This is a genomic window from Streptomyces sp. NBC_00986, assembly GCF_045162565.1.
In the GTDB taxonomy this organism is placed as follows: domain Bacteria; phylum Actinomycetota; class Actinomycetes; order Streptomycetales; family Streptomycetaceae; genus Streptomyces.
The window spans coordinates 5,270,112-5,285,994 of record NZ_CP108733.1; the positions used below are offsets into that span (position 1 = coordinate 5,270,112).

15 protein-coding genes and 1 riboswitch are annotated in these 15,883 nt (G+C 69.5%); of the genes, 9 read left to right on the forward strand and 6 right to left on the reverse strand.

Annotation, left to right across the window (positions count from 1 at the left end; translation table 11 throughout):
- Positions 1-25 precede the first annotated feature (25 nt).
- On the reverse strand, positions 26-442 hold the full coding sequence (locus OG504_RS23175) for a winged helix-turn-helix transcriptional regulator (protein ID WP_405991528.1): 417 nt from the start codon (positions 440-442) through the stop codon (positions 26-28).
- 105 nt (positions 443-547) lie between these two features.
- Between OG504_RS23175 and OG504_RS23180 the strand changes: the two genes are divergently transcribed.
- From OG504_RS23180 to OG504_RS23190, 3 genes are all read left to right on the forward strand, one after another.
- Positions 548-1,402 carry an SDR family oxidoreductase gene (locus OG504_RS23180; RefSeq protein WP_405991529.1) on the forward strand — a complete coding sequence of 285 codons (855 nt, stop codon included), beginning with the start codon at positions 548-550 and terminating at the stop codon, positions 1,400-1,402.
- Positions 1,403-1,560: 158 nt separating this feature from the next.
- Positions 1,561-2,550 (forward strand): EamA family transporter RarD, encoded by a 990-nt coding sequence (rarD, locus tag OG504_RS23185; protein WP_405991530.1) that lies wholly within the window; start codon positions 1,561-1,563, stop codon positions 2,548-2,550.
- Positions 2,551-2,588: 38 nt separating this feature from the next.
- Positions 2,589-3,053 carry a VOC family protein gene (locus OG504_RS23190; RefSeq protein WP_405991531.1) on the forward strand — a complete coding sequence of 155 codons (465 nt, stop codon included), beginning with the start codon at positions 2,589-2,591 and terminating at the stop codon, positions 3,051-3,053.
- A 10-nt stretch (positions 3,054-3,063) separates the two neighbouring features.
- Here the strand turns inward: OG504_RS23190 and OG504_RS23195 are convergent, their stop codons facing one another.
- Positions 3,064-4,581, reverse strand: a complete 1,518-nt coding sequence (locus tag OG504_RS23195) for a tetratricopeptide repeat protein (RefSeq protein WP_405991532.1) — start codon at positions 4,579-4,581, stop codon at positions 3,064-3,066.
- Positions 4,582-4,759: 178 nt separating this feature from the next.
- Between OG504_RS23195 and OG504_RS23200 the strand changes: the two genes are divergently transcribed.
- Positions 4,760-5,314, forward strand: a complete 555-nt coding sequence (locus OG504_RS23200) for a hypothetical protein (RefSeq protein ID WP_405991533.1) — start codon at positions 4,760-4,762, stop codon at positions 5,312-5,314.
- A gap of 306 nt (positions 5,315-5,620) precedes the next feature.
- On the forward strand, positions 5,621-6,208 hold the full coding sequence (locus tag OG504_RS23205; protein ID WP_405991534.1) for a flavodoxin family protein: 588 nt from the start codon (positions 5,621-5,623) through the stop codon (positions 6,206-6,208).
- On the opposite strand, the gene OG504_RS23210 is transcribed toward OG504_RS23205, so the two are convergent.
- The 3 genes from OG504_RS23210 to OG504_RS23220 are packed head-to-tail and all read right to left on the reverse strand — an operon-like array spanning position 6,198 to position 9,312.
- Positions 6,198-7,100, reverse strand: a complete 903-nt coding sequence (locus OG504_RS23210; protein WP_405991535.1) for an ABC transporter permease — start codon at positions 7,098-7,100, stop codon at positions 6,198-6,200. The genes OG504_RS23205 and OG504_RS23210 overlap by 11 nt on opposite strands.
- The gene (locus tag OG504_RS23215; RefSeq protein WP_405991536.1) at positions 7,087-8,061 is read right to left on the reverse strand and encodes an ABC transporter ATP-binding protein; all 975 of its coding nucleotides are present in this window, start codon (positions 8,059-8,061) and stop codon (positions 7,087-7,089) included. Before OG504_RS23215 ends, OG504_RS23210 begins: the two co-directional genes overlap by 14 nt.
- Positions 8,062-8,094: 33 nt before the next feature.
- Positions 8,095-9,312 (reverse strand): LolA family protein, encoded by a 1,218-nt coding sequence (locus OG504_RS23220; RefSeq protein WP_405991537.1) that lies wholly within the window; start codon positions 9,310-9,312, stop codon positions 8,095-8,097.
- A 371-nt stretch (positions 9,313-9,683) separates the two neighbouring features.
- Between OG504_RS23220 and OG504_RS23225 the strand changes: the two genes are divergently transcribed.
- Complete coding sequence (locus tag OG504_RS23225; RefSeq protein ID WP_405991538.1) at positions 9,684-10,211, forward strand: hypothetical protein; 528 nt, start codon at positions 9,684-9,686, stop codon at positions 10,209-10,211.
- Between the two features lie 6 nt (positions 10,212-10,217).
- On the opposite strand, the gene OG504_RS23230 is transcribed toward OG504_RS23225, so the two are convergent.
- The gene (locus tag OG504_RS23230) at positions 10,218-11,228 is read right to left on the reverse strand and encodes a polyprenyl synthetase family protein (protein ID WP_405843025.1); all 1,011 of its coding nucleotides are present in this window, start codon (positions 11,226-11,228) and stop codon (positions 10,218-10,220) included.
- 205 nt (positions 11,229-11,433) lie between these two features.
- Between OG504_RS23230 and OG504_RS23235 the strand changes: the two genes are divergently transcribed.
- The 3 genes from OG504_RS23235 (at position 11,434) to OG504_RS23245 (ending at position 15,868) form a co-directional block, all read left to right on the forward strand.
- Entirely contained in the window at positions 11,434-12,939 is a 1,506-nt protein-coding gene (locus OG504_RS23235; RefSeq protein ID WP_405991539.1) for a peptide MFS transporter, read from the forward strand.
- 16 nt (positions 12,940-12,955) lie between these two features.
- Entirely contained in the window at positions 12,956-14,950 is a 1,995-nt protein-coding gene (locus tag OG504_RS23240) for a CocE/NonD family hydrolase (protein WP_405991540.1), read from the forward strand.
- 231 nt (positions 14,951-15,181) lie between these two features.
- A riboswitch (cyclic di-AMP (ydaO/yuaA leader) is annotated at positions 15,182-15,383 on the forward strand.
- A gap of 5 nt (positions 15,384-15,388) precedes the next feature.
- Positions 15,389-15,868, forward strand: a complete 480-nt coding sequence (locus tag OG504_RS23245; protein WP_366435984.1) for a transglycosylase SLT domain-containing protein — start codon at positions 15,389-15,391, stop codon at positions 15,866-15,868.
- Positions 15,869-15,883 lie beyond the last annotated feature (15 nt).

The following is a 15,883-nucleotide window of genomic DNA, read 5'->3' on the forward strand; positions in this document are numbered from 1 at the left end:
AGGACGCGCCGCGCACAAGGCAGGACTAGGGCGCCCCGGCGGTACCAGCTCGCGCCTTCTCCGCGTCGTACGCCTCCCGCGCCTCCAGCACCCGCCCCATCCGGTCCGTGGCCCACAACGCCAGCCCCCGCACCTGTTCCGCCGCCTCGCGGCCCAGGTCGGTCAACGAATAGTCCACCCGCGGCGGGATCACCGGCTGGGCATCACGATGCACCAGACCATCCCGCTCCAGGGTCTGCAGGGTCTGGGCCAGCATCTTCTCGCTCACCTGCCGCACCTCTCCGATCGCGCGGCGAAGTTCGCTGAAGCGGTAGGGGCGGTCGAGGAGTTCGATGAGGACGAGGACGCCCCAGCGGGACGTGACGTGTTCCATGATCAGCCGGTGCGGGCACATCGCCTCACCCGCGGTGCGGCCACCTGCCGTCTCTACACTTACTGCCATGCCAGTACCTTACTTCAAAGTGGGTACTTTCCACGAGTTAGCGCCTCCCCTAGGGTTAGTGGCACGCACCGCACCACGCCGCACACCCACAAGGAGCTGTCACCCATGAGCATCGTCGTCACCGGAGCCACCGGACACCTCGGCCGTCACGTCGTGGAGCAGTTGCTGGAGAAGGTTCCGGCCGACCAGATCACCGCCGTCGTCCGTACGCCGGAGAAGGCCGCCGCCTTCGCGGAGCGCGGCGTGAAGATCGCGGTCGCGGACTACAACACCCCCGAGACCTTCGACACCGTCTTCGCCGCCGGCGACAAGGTGCTGCTGATCTCCGGCAACGAGTTCGAGAAGGGCCGCGTCGGACAGCACAAGGTCGTCATCGACGCCGCCAAGGCCGCCGGAGTCGCCCTCCTCGCCTACACCAGCGCCCCCGGCACCCTCACCGCCGCCCTGGCCGACGACCACCACGGCACCGAGGAGGCACTGCTGGCCTCCGGAGTGCCGTACGCCCTGCTCCGCAACGGTTGGTACAACGAGAACTACACCGAGAACCTCGCCCCCGTGCTGGAGCACAACGCGGTCGTGGCCGCCGCCGGTGACGGCCGGGTCTCCTCCGCGAGCCGCGCCGACTACGCCGCTGCCGCCGTCGCCGTACTGACCGGTGAGGGCCACGAGAACCAGACGTACGAACTGGGCGGCGACGAGGCGTGGAGCTTCGCCGAGTACGCGGCCGAGCTGAGCCGCCAGACCGGCAAGGAGATCGCCTACAACAACGTGCCCGGCGAGACCCTCATCGGCATCCTCACCGGCGCCGGCCTGCCCGAGCCGTTCGCCGCGATCCTCGCTGGTGTCGACGCGTCCATCGCGCAGGGCCAACTGGTCGTCTCCACCGGCGACTTGTCCCGCCTGTCGGGCCGCCCGACCACGCCGATCAGCGAGTCGATCGCCCTCGCGCTCAAGGGCTGACCTGCCTCCATCAGCACCGAGCGGGAGGGGCCGCATGTCGGGGGTGCCCCTCGCCTGTCATGACCGTATGGCGATACGGCCATGACAGGCAGGCCCGCTCGGCGCTACCTTCGTGCTGGCCGCATCGACGCGGCAGGGCGCGTGCGAAGGAGGGGCCCGTGAGCGGGAAGCCGAGCGGGAAGCCGAAGGGCGAACAGCACCACATAGGACTGCTGAACGGCTTCGCGGCATACGGCATGTGGGGCCTGGTCCCGTTGTTCTGGCCACTGCTCAAGCCCGCGAGCGCCGCCGAGATCCTCGCCCACCGCATGGTGTGGTCGCTCGCGTTCGTCGCTGTGGCACTCCTGGTGATCCGGCGCTGGGCCTGGGCCGGTGAACTCCTGCGCCAGCCCCGCAAGTTGGGCCTCGTGACGATCGCCGCGGCCTTCATCACCGTCAACTGGGGCGTCTACATCTGGGCCGTGAACAGCGGCCACGTCGTCGAGGCCTCGCTCGGCTACTTCATCAACCCCCTCGTCACCATCGCGATGGGCGTCCTCCTCCTGAAGGAGCGCCTGCGCCCGGTGCAATGGGCCGCGGTCGGCGTAGGCCTGGCCGCCGTGATCGTCCTGGCGGTCGGCTACGGCCGGCCACCCTGGATCTCCCTCTGCCTGGCCTTCTCCTTCGCGACGTACGGCCTGGTGAAGAAGAAGGTCAACCTCGGCGGCATCGAGTCCCTGGCCGCGGAGACGGCGATCCAGTTCCTGCCGGCGCTCGCCTACCTGCTGTGGCTCGGCGCGCACGGCAAGGCGACCTTCGCCCTGGAGGGCGTCGGCCACGCCACCCTCCTCGCCTCCACCGGCATCGTCACCGCCCTCCCCCTCGTCTGCTTCGGCGCGGCGGCGATCCGGGTCCCGCTGTCCACCCTGGGCCTGCTCCAGTACCTGGCCCCGGTCTTCCAGTTCCTGCTGGGCATCTTCTACTTCCACGAGTCGATGCCACCCGCACGCTGGGCGGGCTTCGCGCTGGTGTGGCTGGCCCTCGTCCTCCTGACGACGGACGCATGGCGCACGGCACGGAGGGGCAGGTCGGCGGCAGCAGCGGCGGCGCTCCCGCAGGAGAGGACCCAGGCCGGACGTCCGAACCCGGTGGACACGGTGGAGGCGTAACCCAGCAGGCGCGTCGCACCGATGCCAGAGTGAAGGGCATGACACAGACGCCCACACCACTCCACTGGAAGCTGACCATCGACGCGGCCGACCCACACGCCCAGGCGGACTTCTGGGCCGCAGCGCTCCACTACGAGACCGAGGACAACAGCGCCCTGGTGGAACAGCTCCTGGAAATGGGCGCGTTGCCCGAAGCCGCGACCGTCGACTTCCACGGCCGCCCGGCCTTCCGCGACCTGATGGCCGTACGCCACCCCGACGACCCCTACGACAAGGACCGCGGCACGGGCCTGGGCCGCCGCCTCCTGTTCCAGCGAGTCCCGGAGCCGAAGACCACCAAGAACCGCCTCCACCTCGACCTGCACCCGGGCCCGGACCACCGTGAGGCCGAGGTGGAACGCCTGACGACCCTGGGGGCGAGCGTCCTGCGCCGGGTGACGGAACCGGCCGGCGCATGGGTCGTGATGACGGACCCCGAGGGCAACGAGTTCTGCGTGGCCTAGCGGGCGGGCCTCACTCGGCAGCCCTACGGGCGCGCTCCGTGAGCCGCCCCATACGGGCGCGGGCGGACTCCAGTTCCTCGATGTCCTCTACGGCGGGCCCGTCCTCGGCGGTGAGTTCGGTCCACAGGTCGATGAGATCGCGGCCGAGGGCGAGGCCCTGCTCCGGGTCGCGTACGGCACGCCAGGCCGTGGCCGCGCTCTGGACGTTGCCGTAGGCGGCCTCCGCGTCGTGGGCACGGTGACGGATGCGGGCGAGGTCAAGGGAAAGATGGAAGGCCCGAAGCGGGTCACCGGCCAAGTAGGCGATGTAGGCGGCGAGTTCGCGCAACCGCAGAACCTCGGGGTGCTCAGGCCCGAGAGCGCCCGCCGCGTCCGCGACGGTCCGCTCCGCCAGCCCCGCCGCCTCCTCGATCCGCCCCGCCTTGACGGCGTCGTTGATCCGCACCATCGGCTCGATGAGAAACGCGGTCCCCGCGCCGTCGGTCGTCACCGGCTCGTCCCCCAGCACGGCCTCGGCCACGGCGTCGAACCCGCGGGCGGGCGTCGGCCTGGGATCCGGTTCCGGGGCGGTGAGGGCGAGGTCGGGAATGGGGATGGGGGCGGGACGGGAGACACGTTCCGGACCGACAGGCGGCACGTCCACGACCGGCCGCGCGTCAACGAACGGCGGAACATCCGACACCGGCTGCCCGTCCATGACCGGCGGAACATCCGACACAGGCCGCGCGTCAACGAACGGCGGAACATCCGACACCGGCTGCCCGTCCATGACCGGCGGAACATCCGACACAGGCCGCGCGTCAACGAACGGCGGGACGTCCGCCACCGACTGCCCGCCCACGACCGGCGCCACATCCGTCACCGGCGCCGAGTCCATCACCGGCGGCGGCCCGAACGCCCCCGTAGGCGCCTGGACGGACCCCAGCGGCGCACCCCCGTCCGCCGACTCCGGCACAGCGTGCAACGGGAACGTGGGCGCCGACTCCCCCGCCGACTCGGGCACGGCCCGCAACGGAAAGGTCGGAACCACCTCCCCTTCCGGCGCCGGAGCGGACACGGCCCGCAGCCGATGAGTCACCGGGTCACCGCTCGACCGACGCCCGTCCTCGGGTTCCGCTTCCACGACGTCCGCGGATACCGCCGGCGGCAACGCGGGCGGCGGCGGAGGAAACCCAGCCGGGACGGCCGACGCCGCCACTTCCCCCACGCCGGCCATCTCCCAGGGCTCCGCCGAGAAGTGACTGGACCCGTCCGGATCGATCTGAAGCGGAACGACGTACCCGATCCGATCGTCGTGGACAGTCGCGCGCACGGGGTGCCCCGTGGCCGAGGCGATGCGATGGAGGTGACTCAGAACGGTCTGCTGGATCTCCTCCCCCGCGACGACCGCGACCGGCACTCCGCCGATCGACGCGCCAACGGCGCCCGGTCCGTCCACGGGTACGCGCACCTCGAAAGGTGACGCGGCGGGTGCCGAGCGTGCGGCTCGCTTCTGTTCCCGCTTCTTCTCGCGGCTGAGTCGAGTCATCGGTTCCCTCACTCGCATGCGTCGGGGAGGCGGCCCGCGCTCCCCAGCGTCAAGATCCGTTCGTACGCGTACTGTTGAGTCTCGCCGTTCCCTTCAGGTTCTCAGGTCACCGCGACGTCACAGCCTCGTCCCAGGAGTTCCGTGAAGACCGGCGGGGTCACGAGGGAGGAGCTCGGTCATGCAGACAGGTGGACGACGGGGCCCGGAGATCTGGCTCCGCGGACCAGTACCACTGGACACCGGCCCGCACACAGGGACACCCGAGCACCCCTCCAGTATCCCCACCCACATCCCCGCCGGCACCGCCACCACCCCACGCCGCCGCTTCTCCTGGGTGGCCACCCACGGCGGCACCGGCGTCACCACCCTCACCTCGGTCTACGGCGGCCAGGACTGCGGCCGCGACTGGCCGGGCCCCGAGGACCCCCCGTCGATCCTGCTCGTCGCCCGCACCCACGCCGCCGGGCTGGCCGCCGTATCCCGCGCCCTGGAGGTCTTCCGCCGCGGCGAGGCACCCGCGGGGCTGGACCTGGACGCCGTAGTCCTCGTAGCGGACGCACCCGGCCGCCTCCCCCGCCAGCTGGCCCCCCACGTCAAGGCCATCGAGTCGGTGATCGACGTCTACCGCGTCCCCTGGGTCCCGGCCTGGCGCATCGGCGACCTGACCGGCGAACCACCCCGCGAAACAGAACCCCTGGCCCGCCTCACAGGCACGATCCGGCACCAGCGCTGACACCCGCCCGGAATGGGCAGGGACGGCCCACGAGCCCGCAGCCGCCGACGAACCGGGAGCGGGTCGTGGCGGTACAGTGCAGCCCGCCGCGTACCCGGCACCAACCCGTTCAGCCATGTCAACAACAGAGGGGCCCAACCAGCGGCGGCTTCGCCGTACCGCCACGACCCCGACCCCACCCACCACCCCCGGCGGGCACCCCCAGGCACGCCCTGGCACCCCAGCGCACCCCATGGACAGATGATTGCGCGCGCATATAATGCATACGGCTGTAACCGCTGCGCGCCGATTACCCCTGGGGGACCCATGACCCGCCGCTTCCTCTTCGTCCTGGGCAGCGCCCGCCTGGACGGCAACACCGAACTGCTCGCCCGCAGGGCCGCCGAGCAGCTGCCCCCGGACGTGGAGCAGGAGTGGATACGCCTGGCCGACCACCCGCTCCCCGACTTCCTGGACATCCGGCACGACGGAATCGTCGGGGCGATCCAGCCCACCGAGAACGACACCATCCGGCAGCTCCTGGACGCCACCCTCGCCGCGACGGACATCGTGATCGCCTCGCCGGTCTACTGGTACTCGCTCTCCGGTCTCACCAAGCGCTACCTGGACTACTGGTCCGACTGGCTGCGCGTCCCCGGCGCGGACTTCAAGGCCACGATGGCCGGCCGCACCCTCTGGGGCATCTCCGCCCTCGCCGACAAAGAACCCGTGGTCGCCGACCCGGTGGCCGGCACCCTCAACAACTCGGCCGCGTACATGAAGATGCGCTTCGGCGGACTCCTCACCGGCAACGGCAGCGCCCCCGGCGACGTACTGAAGGACACCGAGGCACTGACCCGAGCGAAGACGTACTTCACCCAGGAACCCCCGCTCGCCCGCTTCCCTACGCCGTGATGTCCTTCGCCGTGAACCGCGCCCAGGCCGCAGACCCGAACACCGCCGCGTACAACGCCTGAAGACCCAGGTTCTTCACCAGGTCGTCCCAGTACACGGGCTCACGCATGAGGTCGGCGAAGGACAGCCAGTAGTGGGAGAAGAAGTACGGCTGAAGCGCGTGCAGTTGAGGAATCTGATCAAGAATCTGAACGGTGATCAGCAGCCCCACGGTCGTGGCCATCGCCGCGATCCCACTGCTGGTCATGGTCGAGATGAACAACCCCAGGGCAGCGATCCCGACAAGAGACGCGGCAACGACCAACGCGATCAACAGCGCCCGCCCCAGCCCCTCCCCGAAACTGATCTGCGTACCCGAGATGGTCGTCAGATCCCCCAGCGGAAAGAGCAACGCGCCCACCGTCAACGCCGACAGCGCCACGACCAGAGTCGCCACCACACAGAACGTCATCACGGTCGCGTACTTGGTAAGAAGCAACCGGGTCCGCCCGGCCGGAGCCACCAGGAGATACCGCAGAGTCCCCCCGCTTGCCTCACCCGCGATCGCGTCACCCGCGACGACCCCGATGGCCATGGGCAGGAAGAACGGAAGCGTGGCGGCCAACGCAGTGAACACCAGGAACAACCCGTTGTTGGTGATCTGCGCGATGAACGCCGGCCCCCCACCTCCGTCCCCACGCCCAGGCCCGGCCCCGTCCTGCGTCTCCAGCTTGACCGCGATCCCGACCAGGATCGGCACAGCAGCCAACACCCCGAGCAACGCAATCGTGCGCCACCGCCGGAACGTAGTCACCAACTCACTGCGCAACAGCCCAAAGGTCCAGAGAAACCGGGGAGCACGCACGCCAACCGGTCCAGAACCAGCCGAAGCAACCACCTCAGCCCGCGACATCGAACCCCTCCCCCGTGAGCGCCACGAACGCGTCCTCCAGAGAAGCCCGTTCAACCCCGAAACCCCGCACCCGCACCCCGGCGGTCACCAACGCCTCGTTCACCTCGGCGAGTTCACGATCGGGCGGCTCGGCGGTCACCCGCTCCTCCGCCAGGACCACATCCGCCAGCCCCAGTTCCTTCAGCACCCGCGCCGCGTCCCCGGCATCAGGCGTGTTCACGAACAGCCGCCCCCGCGTCCCCGCCGCCAGCTCGGTCACCGACCCCTGCGTGATCAGCCGCCCCTGCGCCATCACGGCCGCATGCGTGCAGACCTGCTCGATCTCATCAAGCAGGTGCGAAGACAGAAAAACGGTCGTACCGTCCGAGGCCAACTCCCGGATCAGAGACCGAATTTCGCGCATTCCCTGCGGATCAAGACCATTGGTCGGCTCGTCCAGAACGAGCAGCTCGCGAGGCTGAAGCAAGGCAGAGGCAAGTCCCAGCCGCTGCTTCATCCCCAGGGAGTAAGCCTTCGCCTTCTTCCCGGAAGCCGCGGTCAGCCCCACCCGGTCCAGCGCGGCAGCGACCCGGTCCCGCCGGGTACGCGGATCGGCGGTCGCGTCGGCGGCGTCGTAACGGAGCAGATTGTCGCGGCCGGAGAGAAACCCGTACAGAGCAGGTCCCTCGATCAGGGCACCCACGTGAGGCAGAACCGTACGCACGGACCGAGGCATGGGCCGCCCCAGCACCCGGGCCGTCCCGGACGTGGGTTCGATCAGCCCCATCAGCATGCGGATGGTGGTGGTCTTGCCCGAGCCATTGGGCCCGAGGAAGCCGAAGACGCTGCCCGCCGGGACGGTCAGGTCGAGACCGTCCACGGCGAGCTGCCCGCCGCGAAAGCGCTTGGTGAGACCACGGGTGGCGATGATGCCCTCACCCGCGTCCGCCTGTTCCGGCACTTCAGCGGACGGTCCGCCCATCGGCTCCCTCAATTCACCGTGCCCACAAGGGACCTACTTGGCCGCGTCCGCGGCCTTGACCAGCGCGCTCTTGGTGACAGCCCCGACGTACACCTTGCCGTCGTCCGTGATCAGGGCATTGACCAGCCGGGTGGAGAACACCGTGCCCTTGCCGAAGTCACCCTTCACCTGGTCACCGAGCGAGCCGAGGAAGCCACCGAGGTCACCGCTGCCCGACGCGGAGCCGCTCGGAACACCCTGGCCGCCGGTCTCGAAGACGGCGATGGAGTTCCAGCCCTTACCGATGACCGTGGGATCGTCGGCGCCCTTGGCGAGGCCCTTGTCCGCCTTGTCGTCCTTGCCGAACGGGGCGGAGTGGTCCGGAGCCGCCTTGCTCGCGCTGTCCTCCGTGGTGACCTTCGCGCCCTTGGGCGTCTTGAAGTCGAAGGTCGAGGCGGCCGGCTTGCTGAGGCTGAGCTGGGTGAAGCCGACGTCGACGACGGCCGCGCCGCCGCTCGCCGGGGTGAGTGTGAACTTGAGCGGCAGGCCGGTCTTCGCGTCCACCGCGACGCTGATCGTGCCGACGGTCGTGCCGGTCTGCTTGGGCTTGATCAGCAGCTTGTAGGCGTCGCGGCCCGCGACATGCTCCGTGCCGTCGACCGTGACGGACGTCGTGTCGTCGACCGACTTCAGCGCCTCGTCGGTGAGGCCCTTGGGCGTGGCCCGGGTCTCGTCGCTCTTCGAGGTGTCGGCGGCGGTCGTGCCGTGGAAGACCTCGTTCGTCTGGCTGTCGTAGCCCCAGACGTCCTTGCCGTTGTGGATGAGGCTGTACTCCGCCGCGTTCTCCAGCAGGGAGACCTTCTGCTTGTCGGGGCCGTCGGCCGCGACGCGCAGGGTGTGGGTGCCGGTGGCCAGCTCGGTGAGCTTGGTGGTCGGGTCGGCGGAGGAGCCGTCGCCGGACTTCGTGGCGCCGGACAGCATGCTGCTCTCCAGGCCGCCGAGGTCGGGCAGGCCCAGGTCCGTGCTGATCTTCACCGTGCCGGACAGCTGCTGGACGTCCGACTTGGCGATCTTGTTGATGAGCTGCTCTGCGGTGACCTTCGGAAGGTTCGGGTCGCCGGAGTCGGCGAGCGCCGGGACCAGTCCGATGGTCGCGGCCGCCACCCCCACCACGGTGACCGGGACGATGTACCGCGCCGCCCTGCGCCGCCCGGCCCGGAGCTCGTCGCGCTCTCCGGTGTCCGTGCTGTCGTCGGTTTCGTACGGTGCCATGTCTGCCTTACCTCCGTCGTCGGCGGCGGCCAACCCTTGCTGTACTCGTCCCACCCTGAGCCGCCATTCTCACCCGAATCGGTGAGGAGTGGTGTTTTCTCTGTTCTCCATCTGACCAAATCGCCGAGGGATAAGCGTCAGACCCGGGAGGCAACTCCTCGTACTCCTGCGGTATGACACGCGAAGGCGACGCCTCCCCGAAACCCCTAGGGGGAAGACGCCGCCCGCGCACGGCAGTTGACCGGGACCGGCCAGGACGACCGCATCCCGCGACCCCCTCCACATCACGCGCTTCGCACCGCATCGAGTAATAAACGGCCCGAATCCGTACTTATGGGTGGCACCACACCGCATCGACCAAAGGGGTCGCCATGCACGCCACCCATCACCTCACCGGATACGCGGCTACGGGCGCCGCGATCCTGACCCTCACACTCGCAGGCTGCGGAAGCGGCGGCGGCAGTGAAAGCGGCGGCTCCGCCGCCACGCCGGCCGCGGCCACCACGGGGACGACCCTCATGACCGCCAAGGTCGCCAAGGTCGGCACCGTCGTGACGGACAGCAAGGGGTACGTCCTCTACCGCTTCGACGCGGACTCCGCCCACCCGACGAGGATCAGCTGCTACGGCACCTGCGCGGTCGTCTGGCCCGCCGCGACCGTCAAGGGCTCCGTCACCGTCAAGGGCATCGACAAGAGCCTCGTCTCCACGGCGAAGCGCTCCGGCGGAACCGCACAGCTCACGCTCGCCGGCTGGCCCCTCTACCGCTACGCCAAGGACGACAAGCCCAAGGAGGCCCACGGCCAGGGCGTGGACGGCACCTGGTGGGCGGTGACACCCACCGGAGCGAAGGCCATGACCGCCGCCTCCGGCACGAGCACGGGAGGCAGCGGCTACTGACGGGCCTCAGCCCGCCCGGTGCACCACCGCGTCGCACATCTCCAGAAGCGCGACCTTGGCGTCGCACTCGGGGAGCGGGGCGAGGGCCGCGCGGGCGTCCTCCACGTAGCGGACGGTGTCGCGGCGGGCCTGTTCCAGGGCCGGGTGGACGCGGAGCCGGGCGAGGGCCTCGGCGTGCCGGGCGTCGTCCGTGAGGTCGGAGTCGAGCAGTTCGCACAGGGCGATGTCCTCGGCGAGGCCGAGGCGGGCCGCCCGCTCGCGGAGCAGCAGGACCGGCAGCGTGGGGATGCCCTCGCGGAGATCCGTGCCCGGGGTCTTGCCGGACTCCTCCCCGTCGGAGGCGATGTCCAGGACGTCGTCGGCGAGCTGGAAGGCGACGCCGAGCCGCTCGCCGTACTGGGTGAGGACGTCCACGACGGTGTCGTCGCAGCCGGACATCATCGCGCCGAAGCGGCAGGCGACCGCGACCAGGGAGCCGGTCTTGCCGCCGAGCACGTCGAGGTAGTGCTCGACCGGGTCGCGCCCGTCGGACGGTCCCGCGGTCTCCAGGATCTGGCCGGTGACCAGCCGTTCGAACGCCTCGGCCTGCACCCGCACCGCCTCGGGTCCGAGGTCGGCCAGGGTGTGCGACGCGCGCGCGAACAGGAAGTCGCCGGTGAGGACCGCGACCGAGTTGCCCCAGCGGACGTTGGCGCTCTCCACTCCGCGCCGTACGGTCGCCTCGTCCATGACGTCGTCGTGGTACAGCGTGGCGAGGTGGGTCAGCTCGACGACGACGGCCGAGGGCACGACACCCGGCGCGTACGGGTCGCCGAACTGTGCGGCGAGCATCACGAGGAGCGGCCTGAACCGCTTTCCGCCCGCGCGCACGAGGTGCTGGGCGGCCTCCGTGATGAAGGGGACCTCGCTCTTGGTGGCTTCGAGCAGACCCTCCTCGACGGCCGTCAATCCGGCCTGGACATCGGCTTCCAGAGCCTGGTCCCGCACGCTCAGCCCGAACGGCCCGACGACGGTCACGAGGGGTCTCCTGTCTGCTGGTGTCCCTGGGCGGTCACACGGTTTGTCGATAGGTCGCTGGCATCACTCAAGTCAGCGTATCCGGTCAGCTTTCGATCACCCATGCCGCCCACCCCGTCCAGCAGGGGCGGTATCGGATCACGACCGGTATGTTTTCGATCACCTGATAAGAACGGATATTTATCGACTTACGCGGAAGTAGTGGATGGTGTCTCGAACCGCACTGGAAGCCGAGCCCGACGACCAACCGCCACCCGAGGACGACCACGCCTTCTTCGGGCAGCCCAAGGGGCTGCTCACGCTCTCCGGTCTCGAGGTCTGGGAGCGCTTCTCGTTCCTCGGCATGCAGGCCATCCTCGTCCTCTACTTCGCGGATACCGTCGCGCACGGCGGCATGGGCATGTCGTCCGGAACGGCCGCATCCGTATCGGCAGCCTACGGAACACTGGTCTATCTCGTCTCGGTCGCGGGCGGCTGGCTCGCCGACCGCATCCTCGGCTCGTACCGCGCGGTGCTGTGGGGCGGCATCCTGATCGCCTGCGGGCACTACGCGATGGCGGTCCCCACCCCCACGATGACCTGGGTCGGCCTCGGCCTCATCAGCGCCGGCACCGGCCTGCTCAAGCCCAACGTGGCCACCATGGTCGGCAAGCTCTACCGCACCGACGACGAGCGCCGTGACGCCGGGTTCGCTCTCTACTACATGGCGATCAACATCGGCGCCTTCGCGGGCCCGCTGATCACCGGCTGGCTGGGCGACCACGAGGGCTGGCACTGGGGCTTCTCGGCGGCCGCGGTCGGCATGACCTTCGGGCTCATCCAGTACGTCGCCGGACGCCGTCACCTGGCCGGTCGCAGGAACACCGCGGAGTTCGCGCTCGCGCCGGACGCGCTGCGCCGCGCGGTCCGGCTGATCGTCGTAGGGATCGTGGTCGCCGCCGTGCTCGCGACCGGACTGGCCACCGCCGGCTGGCTGACGATGGGCCGCTTCGTCGACCTCCTCACGGTGATCTCCGTGATCGCGCCGGTCGTCTACTTCGCGGTGATGTTCATGAGCCCGCGCGTGAGCCCCGAGGAACGCGGCCGCCTGCGCCCGTACATCGTGCTCTTCCTGGCCTCGACGGTCTTCAACTTCATTCTCTTCCAGGCGTATTCGACGATGATGCTGCTGGCCGCGTCGAACGCCGAGACGACCATCCTCGGCTTCGACTTCCCCGCCAGCTGGTACGCGAGCGCGCTCGGCGCCTTCGAGGTAGGGCTCGCCCCTGTGGTCGCCGCGCTCTGGGTCCGCATGGGCCGCAGCCAGCCGCACGCCTCCAACAAGATCGCGATCGGCGTCGTCCTGGGCGGCCTGTCGTTCCTGCTGATGGTCCTGCCGACCAGCGGGCACAGCGGCGACGCCTACCGCATGTCGGCCTGGTGGATCGTCGGCTCGTACTTCCTGCTGGGCCTCGGCGACATCCTCCTGGAGACCTCCGGCATGTCGGCCACCACCAAGCTCGCCCCGGCCGCCTTCTCCAGCCAGACCATGTCCCTCTGGTTCCTGTCCCTCGCCCTCGCGAACGGCATCCAGGCCCAGACGGTGAAGCTCTACGACGACGTCTCCAAGCCGGCCTACTTCGGCGTCAACGGCGCGATCGCGGTGGCCGCGGGCCTCGCGGTGATGGCCGCCGCGCCGTGGCTGCGCCGCACGATGCACCCGGTCCACTGAACCCGAGGGGTCCCTCATGCGCATCCGTACGTCCTTCCCTCACGAGACGACCCACGAGGACCTCCGTATCCCGCTGCCCGACGGGACACGCCTCTACGCGCGCGTGTGGCGCCCGGTGACGGACGAACCCGTCCCCGCGCTCCTCGAATACCTCCCGTACCGCCTGACCGACTGGACCGCGCCCCGGGACGCCCAGCGCCACCCCTGGTACGCGGGCCACGGCTACGCCTCCGTCCGGGTCGATGTGCGCGGGCACGGCAACAGTGAGGGTGCCCCCGGCGACGAGTACGACGCCCAGGAACTCGCCGACGGCGTGGAGGTCGTCAACTGGCTTGCCGCGCAGCCCTGGTGCACCGGCAAGGTCGGCATGTTCGGCATCTCCTGGGGCGGCTTCAACTCCCTCCAGATCGTGGCCCTCGCGCCGGAGCCGTTGAAGGCGATCGTCACGGTCTGCTCGACGGACGACCGCTACGACAACGACGTGCACTACATGGGCGGTTCGGCCCTCGCCGTCGACCTGCACGCCTGGGCGGCCACCATGCTCGCCTTCGTCGCCCGCCCGCCGGACCCCGAGTACGCGGGCCTGATCTGGCGCGACATGTGGCTCAAGCGCCTCGAACAGATCGACCCGTTCATCCACACCTGGCTCGCCCACCAGCTCCGCGACGACTACTGGAAGCACGGCAGCGTCTGCGAGGACTACGGCGCGATCGGCGCGGCCGTCCTCGCGGTGGGCGGCTGGCACGACCCGTACCGCGACACGGTGTTGCGGCTGGTCGAACACCTCCCGCCGGACCGCGTACGCGGCCTGATCGGCCCCTGGTCGCACCAGTACCCGGACCGCGGCCTGCCGCCGGGCCCCGCGATCGGCTTCCTCCAGGAGACTCTCCGCTGGTGGGACCACTGGCTGAAGGGCGAGGACACCGGCGTCACGGCCGACCCGCTCCTACGGGCCTACGTCAGCGACTCGCACCCACCGGCCACGGTCTACGACACCCTCCCGGGCCGTTGGGTCGGGGAACCCGCGTGGCCCTCGCCGCACGTGAAGACGACGACGTACGGCCTCCGGGGTGCGCCCGTGATCGTCCGCTCCCCCATGCACACCGGTGTGGACGCGGGCCGTTTCTTCCCTTTCGGGAACGACGCCGATCTGCCGCCGGACCAGCGGGACGAGGACGCGCGGTCGGCGTGCTTCGAGTTCGAGGTACCGGCCGAGACGTGGGTGCTGGGGCGGCCGAGGGTACGGCTGCGGCTGACCTGCGAGGTGCCGCGCGGGCAGGTGATCGCCCGGCTGTGCGATGTCGCCCCGGACGGCGCCTCGACCCTCGTCACCCGGGGTGTGCTGAACCTGTCGGCGCGGCACGGGCGGGACCGGGCGGTGCCGTGGACGCCGGGCACCACCGAGGACGTGACCTTCGAGCTGAACGGCATCGGGCACGCGTTCCCGCCCGGGCACCGCATCCGGCTCGCGGTGTCGTCGGCGTACTGGCCGTGGATCTGGCCGCAGCCGGAGTCCGCGGCGGGGTTCACGTTGGACCCGGAGGGGAGTGCGCTCGAACTCCCGGTCCGGGAGCAGGAGTTGGACGAGGGTATTCGTTTCGACGAACCCGAGGAAGCCGAGCCGCTCGGGGTCAACTACCCGGCGACCCTTGACGAACCGCGGCCCGAGAGGCTGGTCGTACGGGACGTCGCGAAGGGCGAGTGGCGGCTGGAGGTGGACCCCCGGTACGGCGGCACGCGCGTGTATCCGGACGGGCTGGAGTTCACCGAGGACGCGTTGGAGACGTACACGATCGACGAGTCGGATCCGCTGTCCGCCCGCACCCTCTCGGAGTGGTCGATCCGGCTGCACCGGCCGGAGCTGGGGTGGGACACGAGCGTGCGTACACGGTCGGAGATTACTTGCGACGAAACGGACTTTCTTACCTCAAATGAGGTGATCTGCACCGAGGGTGGAGAAGCGATCTTCCACCGCACTTGGGAGAAAAGGATTCCGAGAACTGCCAGTTGAGGGCGAATGCCCGATTTGCCGTTCTTAATCCTCCCGTGAGTTGGGTCACGCGTTTCTGTGCGTGACCTGTGTCCTGGTCTGCCCGCGTTTTCCCTTACGGCATTTGACAGTTGACCCTTGGCTCGCGCAAAGGATCAAGTGCCCCATACGCCTCAGACCAAGGTCAATAGGGGTTAGGTGTGATTCCGCCACTTGTTCCGGACATGTGCTCTCGCATAGTTTCCCGGCCTGTCGAGCGGAACGCCGAATCCTGCCGCCGCCCGGCATCCCAGTCACGAACTTCTCGCACGGCAGGAGCGGGGGAACCAGGTAAGTCGCCGGGCCGGTCGTTCTGACCGGAACGGCTTGGGGTTAAGTCACGTCCGCAAGGACTTGGCCGGGCACCTCCCAGCCCGAACCCGACAGCTCACCTCGCAGGCGACGGAGAGGAACCTCGTCATGCCTGCAACCGCTCAGTCCCGCCGCGCCCGCCTCGTCCGCCGTGTCGTCATCGCCGGCACCGGTGCCGCGATCCTCGCGCTGCCTGTCGTCGGTGCGACCACCGCGTCCGCGGCCACCACGTCGACCACCGCCGCCTCGACCACGCTTGCCGGGTACCCCAACACCCTTGACGGGTGGATCCGGGAGTCGCTCGCGATCATGGCGCAGAAGGGGATTCCGGGTACGTACAACGGGATCTACCGGAACGTGATCCGTGAGTCTTCCGGGAACCAGTACGCGATCAACAACTGGGACTCCAACGCGGCGGCCGGTACGCCGTCGAAGGGGCTTCTCCAGGTCATCGACCCGACGTTCAACGCGTATCACGTTGCCGGGACTTCGTACGACCCGTATGACCCGGTCGCTAACATCACCGCCGCCTGCAATTACGCGGCGGCCGTGTATGGCTCCATCGACAACGTGTACGGGGCTTACTAGAAACTGCTGGATCAG

What these genes read in the sequence shown, in the direction of transcription:
- OG504_RS23175 (WP_405991528.1), bottom strand. Translation starts at nt 442, where the DNA reads ATGGCAGTAAGTGTAGAGACGGCAGGTGGCCGCACCGCGGGTGAGGCG.
- OG504_RS23180 (WP_405991529.1), top strand. Translation starts at nt 548, where the DNA reads ATGAGCATCGTCGTCACCGGAGCCACCGGACACCTCGGCCGTCACGTC.
- OG504_RS23190 (WP_405991531.1), top strand. Translation starts at nt 2,589, where the DNA reads ATGACACAGACGCCCACACCACTCCACTGGAAGCTGACCATCGACGCG.
- OG504_RS23195 (WP_405991532.1), bottom strand. Translation starts at nt 4,581, where the DNA reads ATGACTCGACTCAGCCGCGAGAAGAAGCGGGAACAGAAGCGAGCCGCA.
- OG504_RS23200 (WP_405991533.1), top strand. Translation starts at nt 4,760, where the DNA reads ATGCAGACAGGTGGACGACGGGGCCCGGAGATCTGGCTCCGCGGACCA.
- OG504_RS23205 (WP_405991534.1), top strand. Translation starts at nt 5,621, where the DNA reads ATGACCCGCCGCTTCCTCTTCGTCCTGGGCAGCGCCCGCCTGGACGGC.
- OG504_RS23210 (WP_405991535.1), bottom strand. Translation starts at nt 7,100, where the DNA reads ATGTCGCGGGCTGAGGTGGTTGCTTCGGCTGGTTCTGGACCGGTTGGC.
- OG504_RS23215 (WP_405991536.1), bottom strand. Translation starts at nt 8,061, where the DNA reads ATGGGCGGACCGTCCGCTGAAGTGCCGGAACAGGCGGACGCGGGTGAG.
- OG504_RS23220 (WP_405991537.1), bottom strand. Translation starts at nt 9,312, where the DNA reads ATGGCACCGTACGAAACCGACGACAGCACGGACACCGGAGAGCGCGAC.
- OG504_RS23225 (WP_405991538.1), top strand. Translation starts at nt 9,684, where the DNA reads ATGCACGCCACCCATCACCTCACCGGATACGCGGCTACGGGCGCCGCG.
- OG504_RS23235 (WP_405991539.1), top strand. Translation starts at nt 11,434, where the DNA reads ATGGTGTCTCGAACCGCACTGGAAGCCGAGCCCGACGACCAACCGCCA.
- OG504_RS23240 (WP_405991540.1), top strand. Translation starts at nt 12,956, where the DNA reads ATGCGCATCCGTACGTCCTTCCCTCACGAGACGACCCACGAGGACCTC.
- OG504_RS23245 (WP_366435984.1), top strand. Translation starts at nt 15,389, where the DNA reads ATGCCTGCAACCGCTCAGTCCCGCCGCGCCCGCCTCGTCCGCCGTGTC.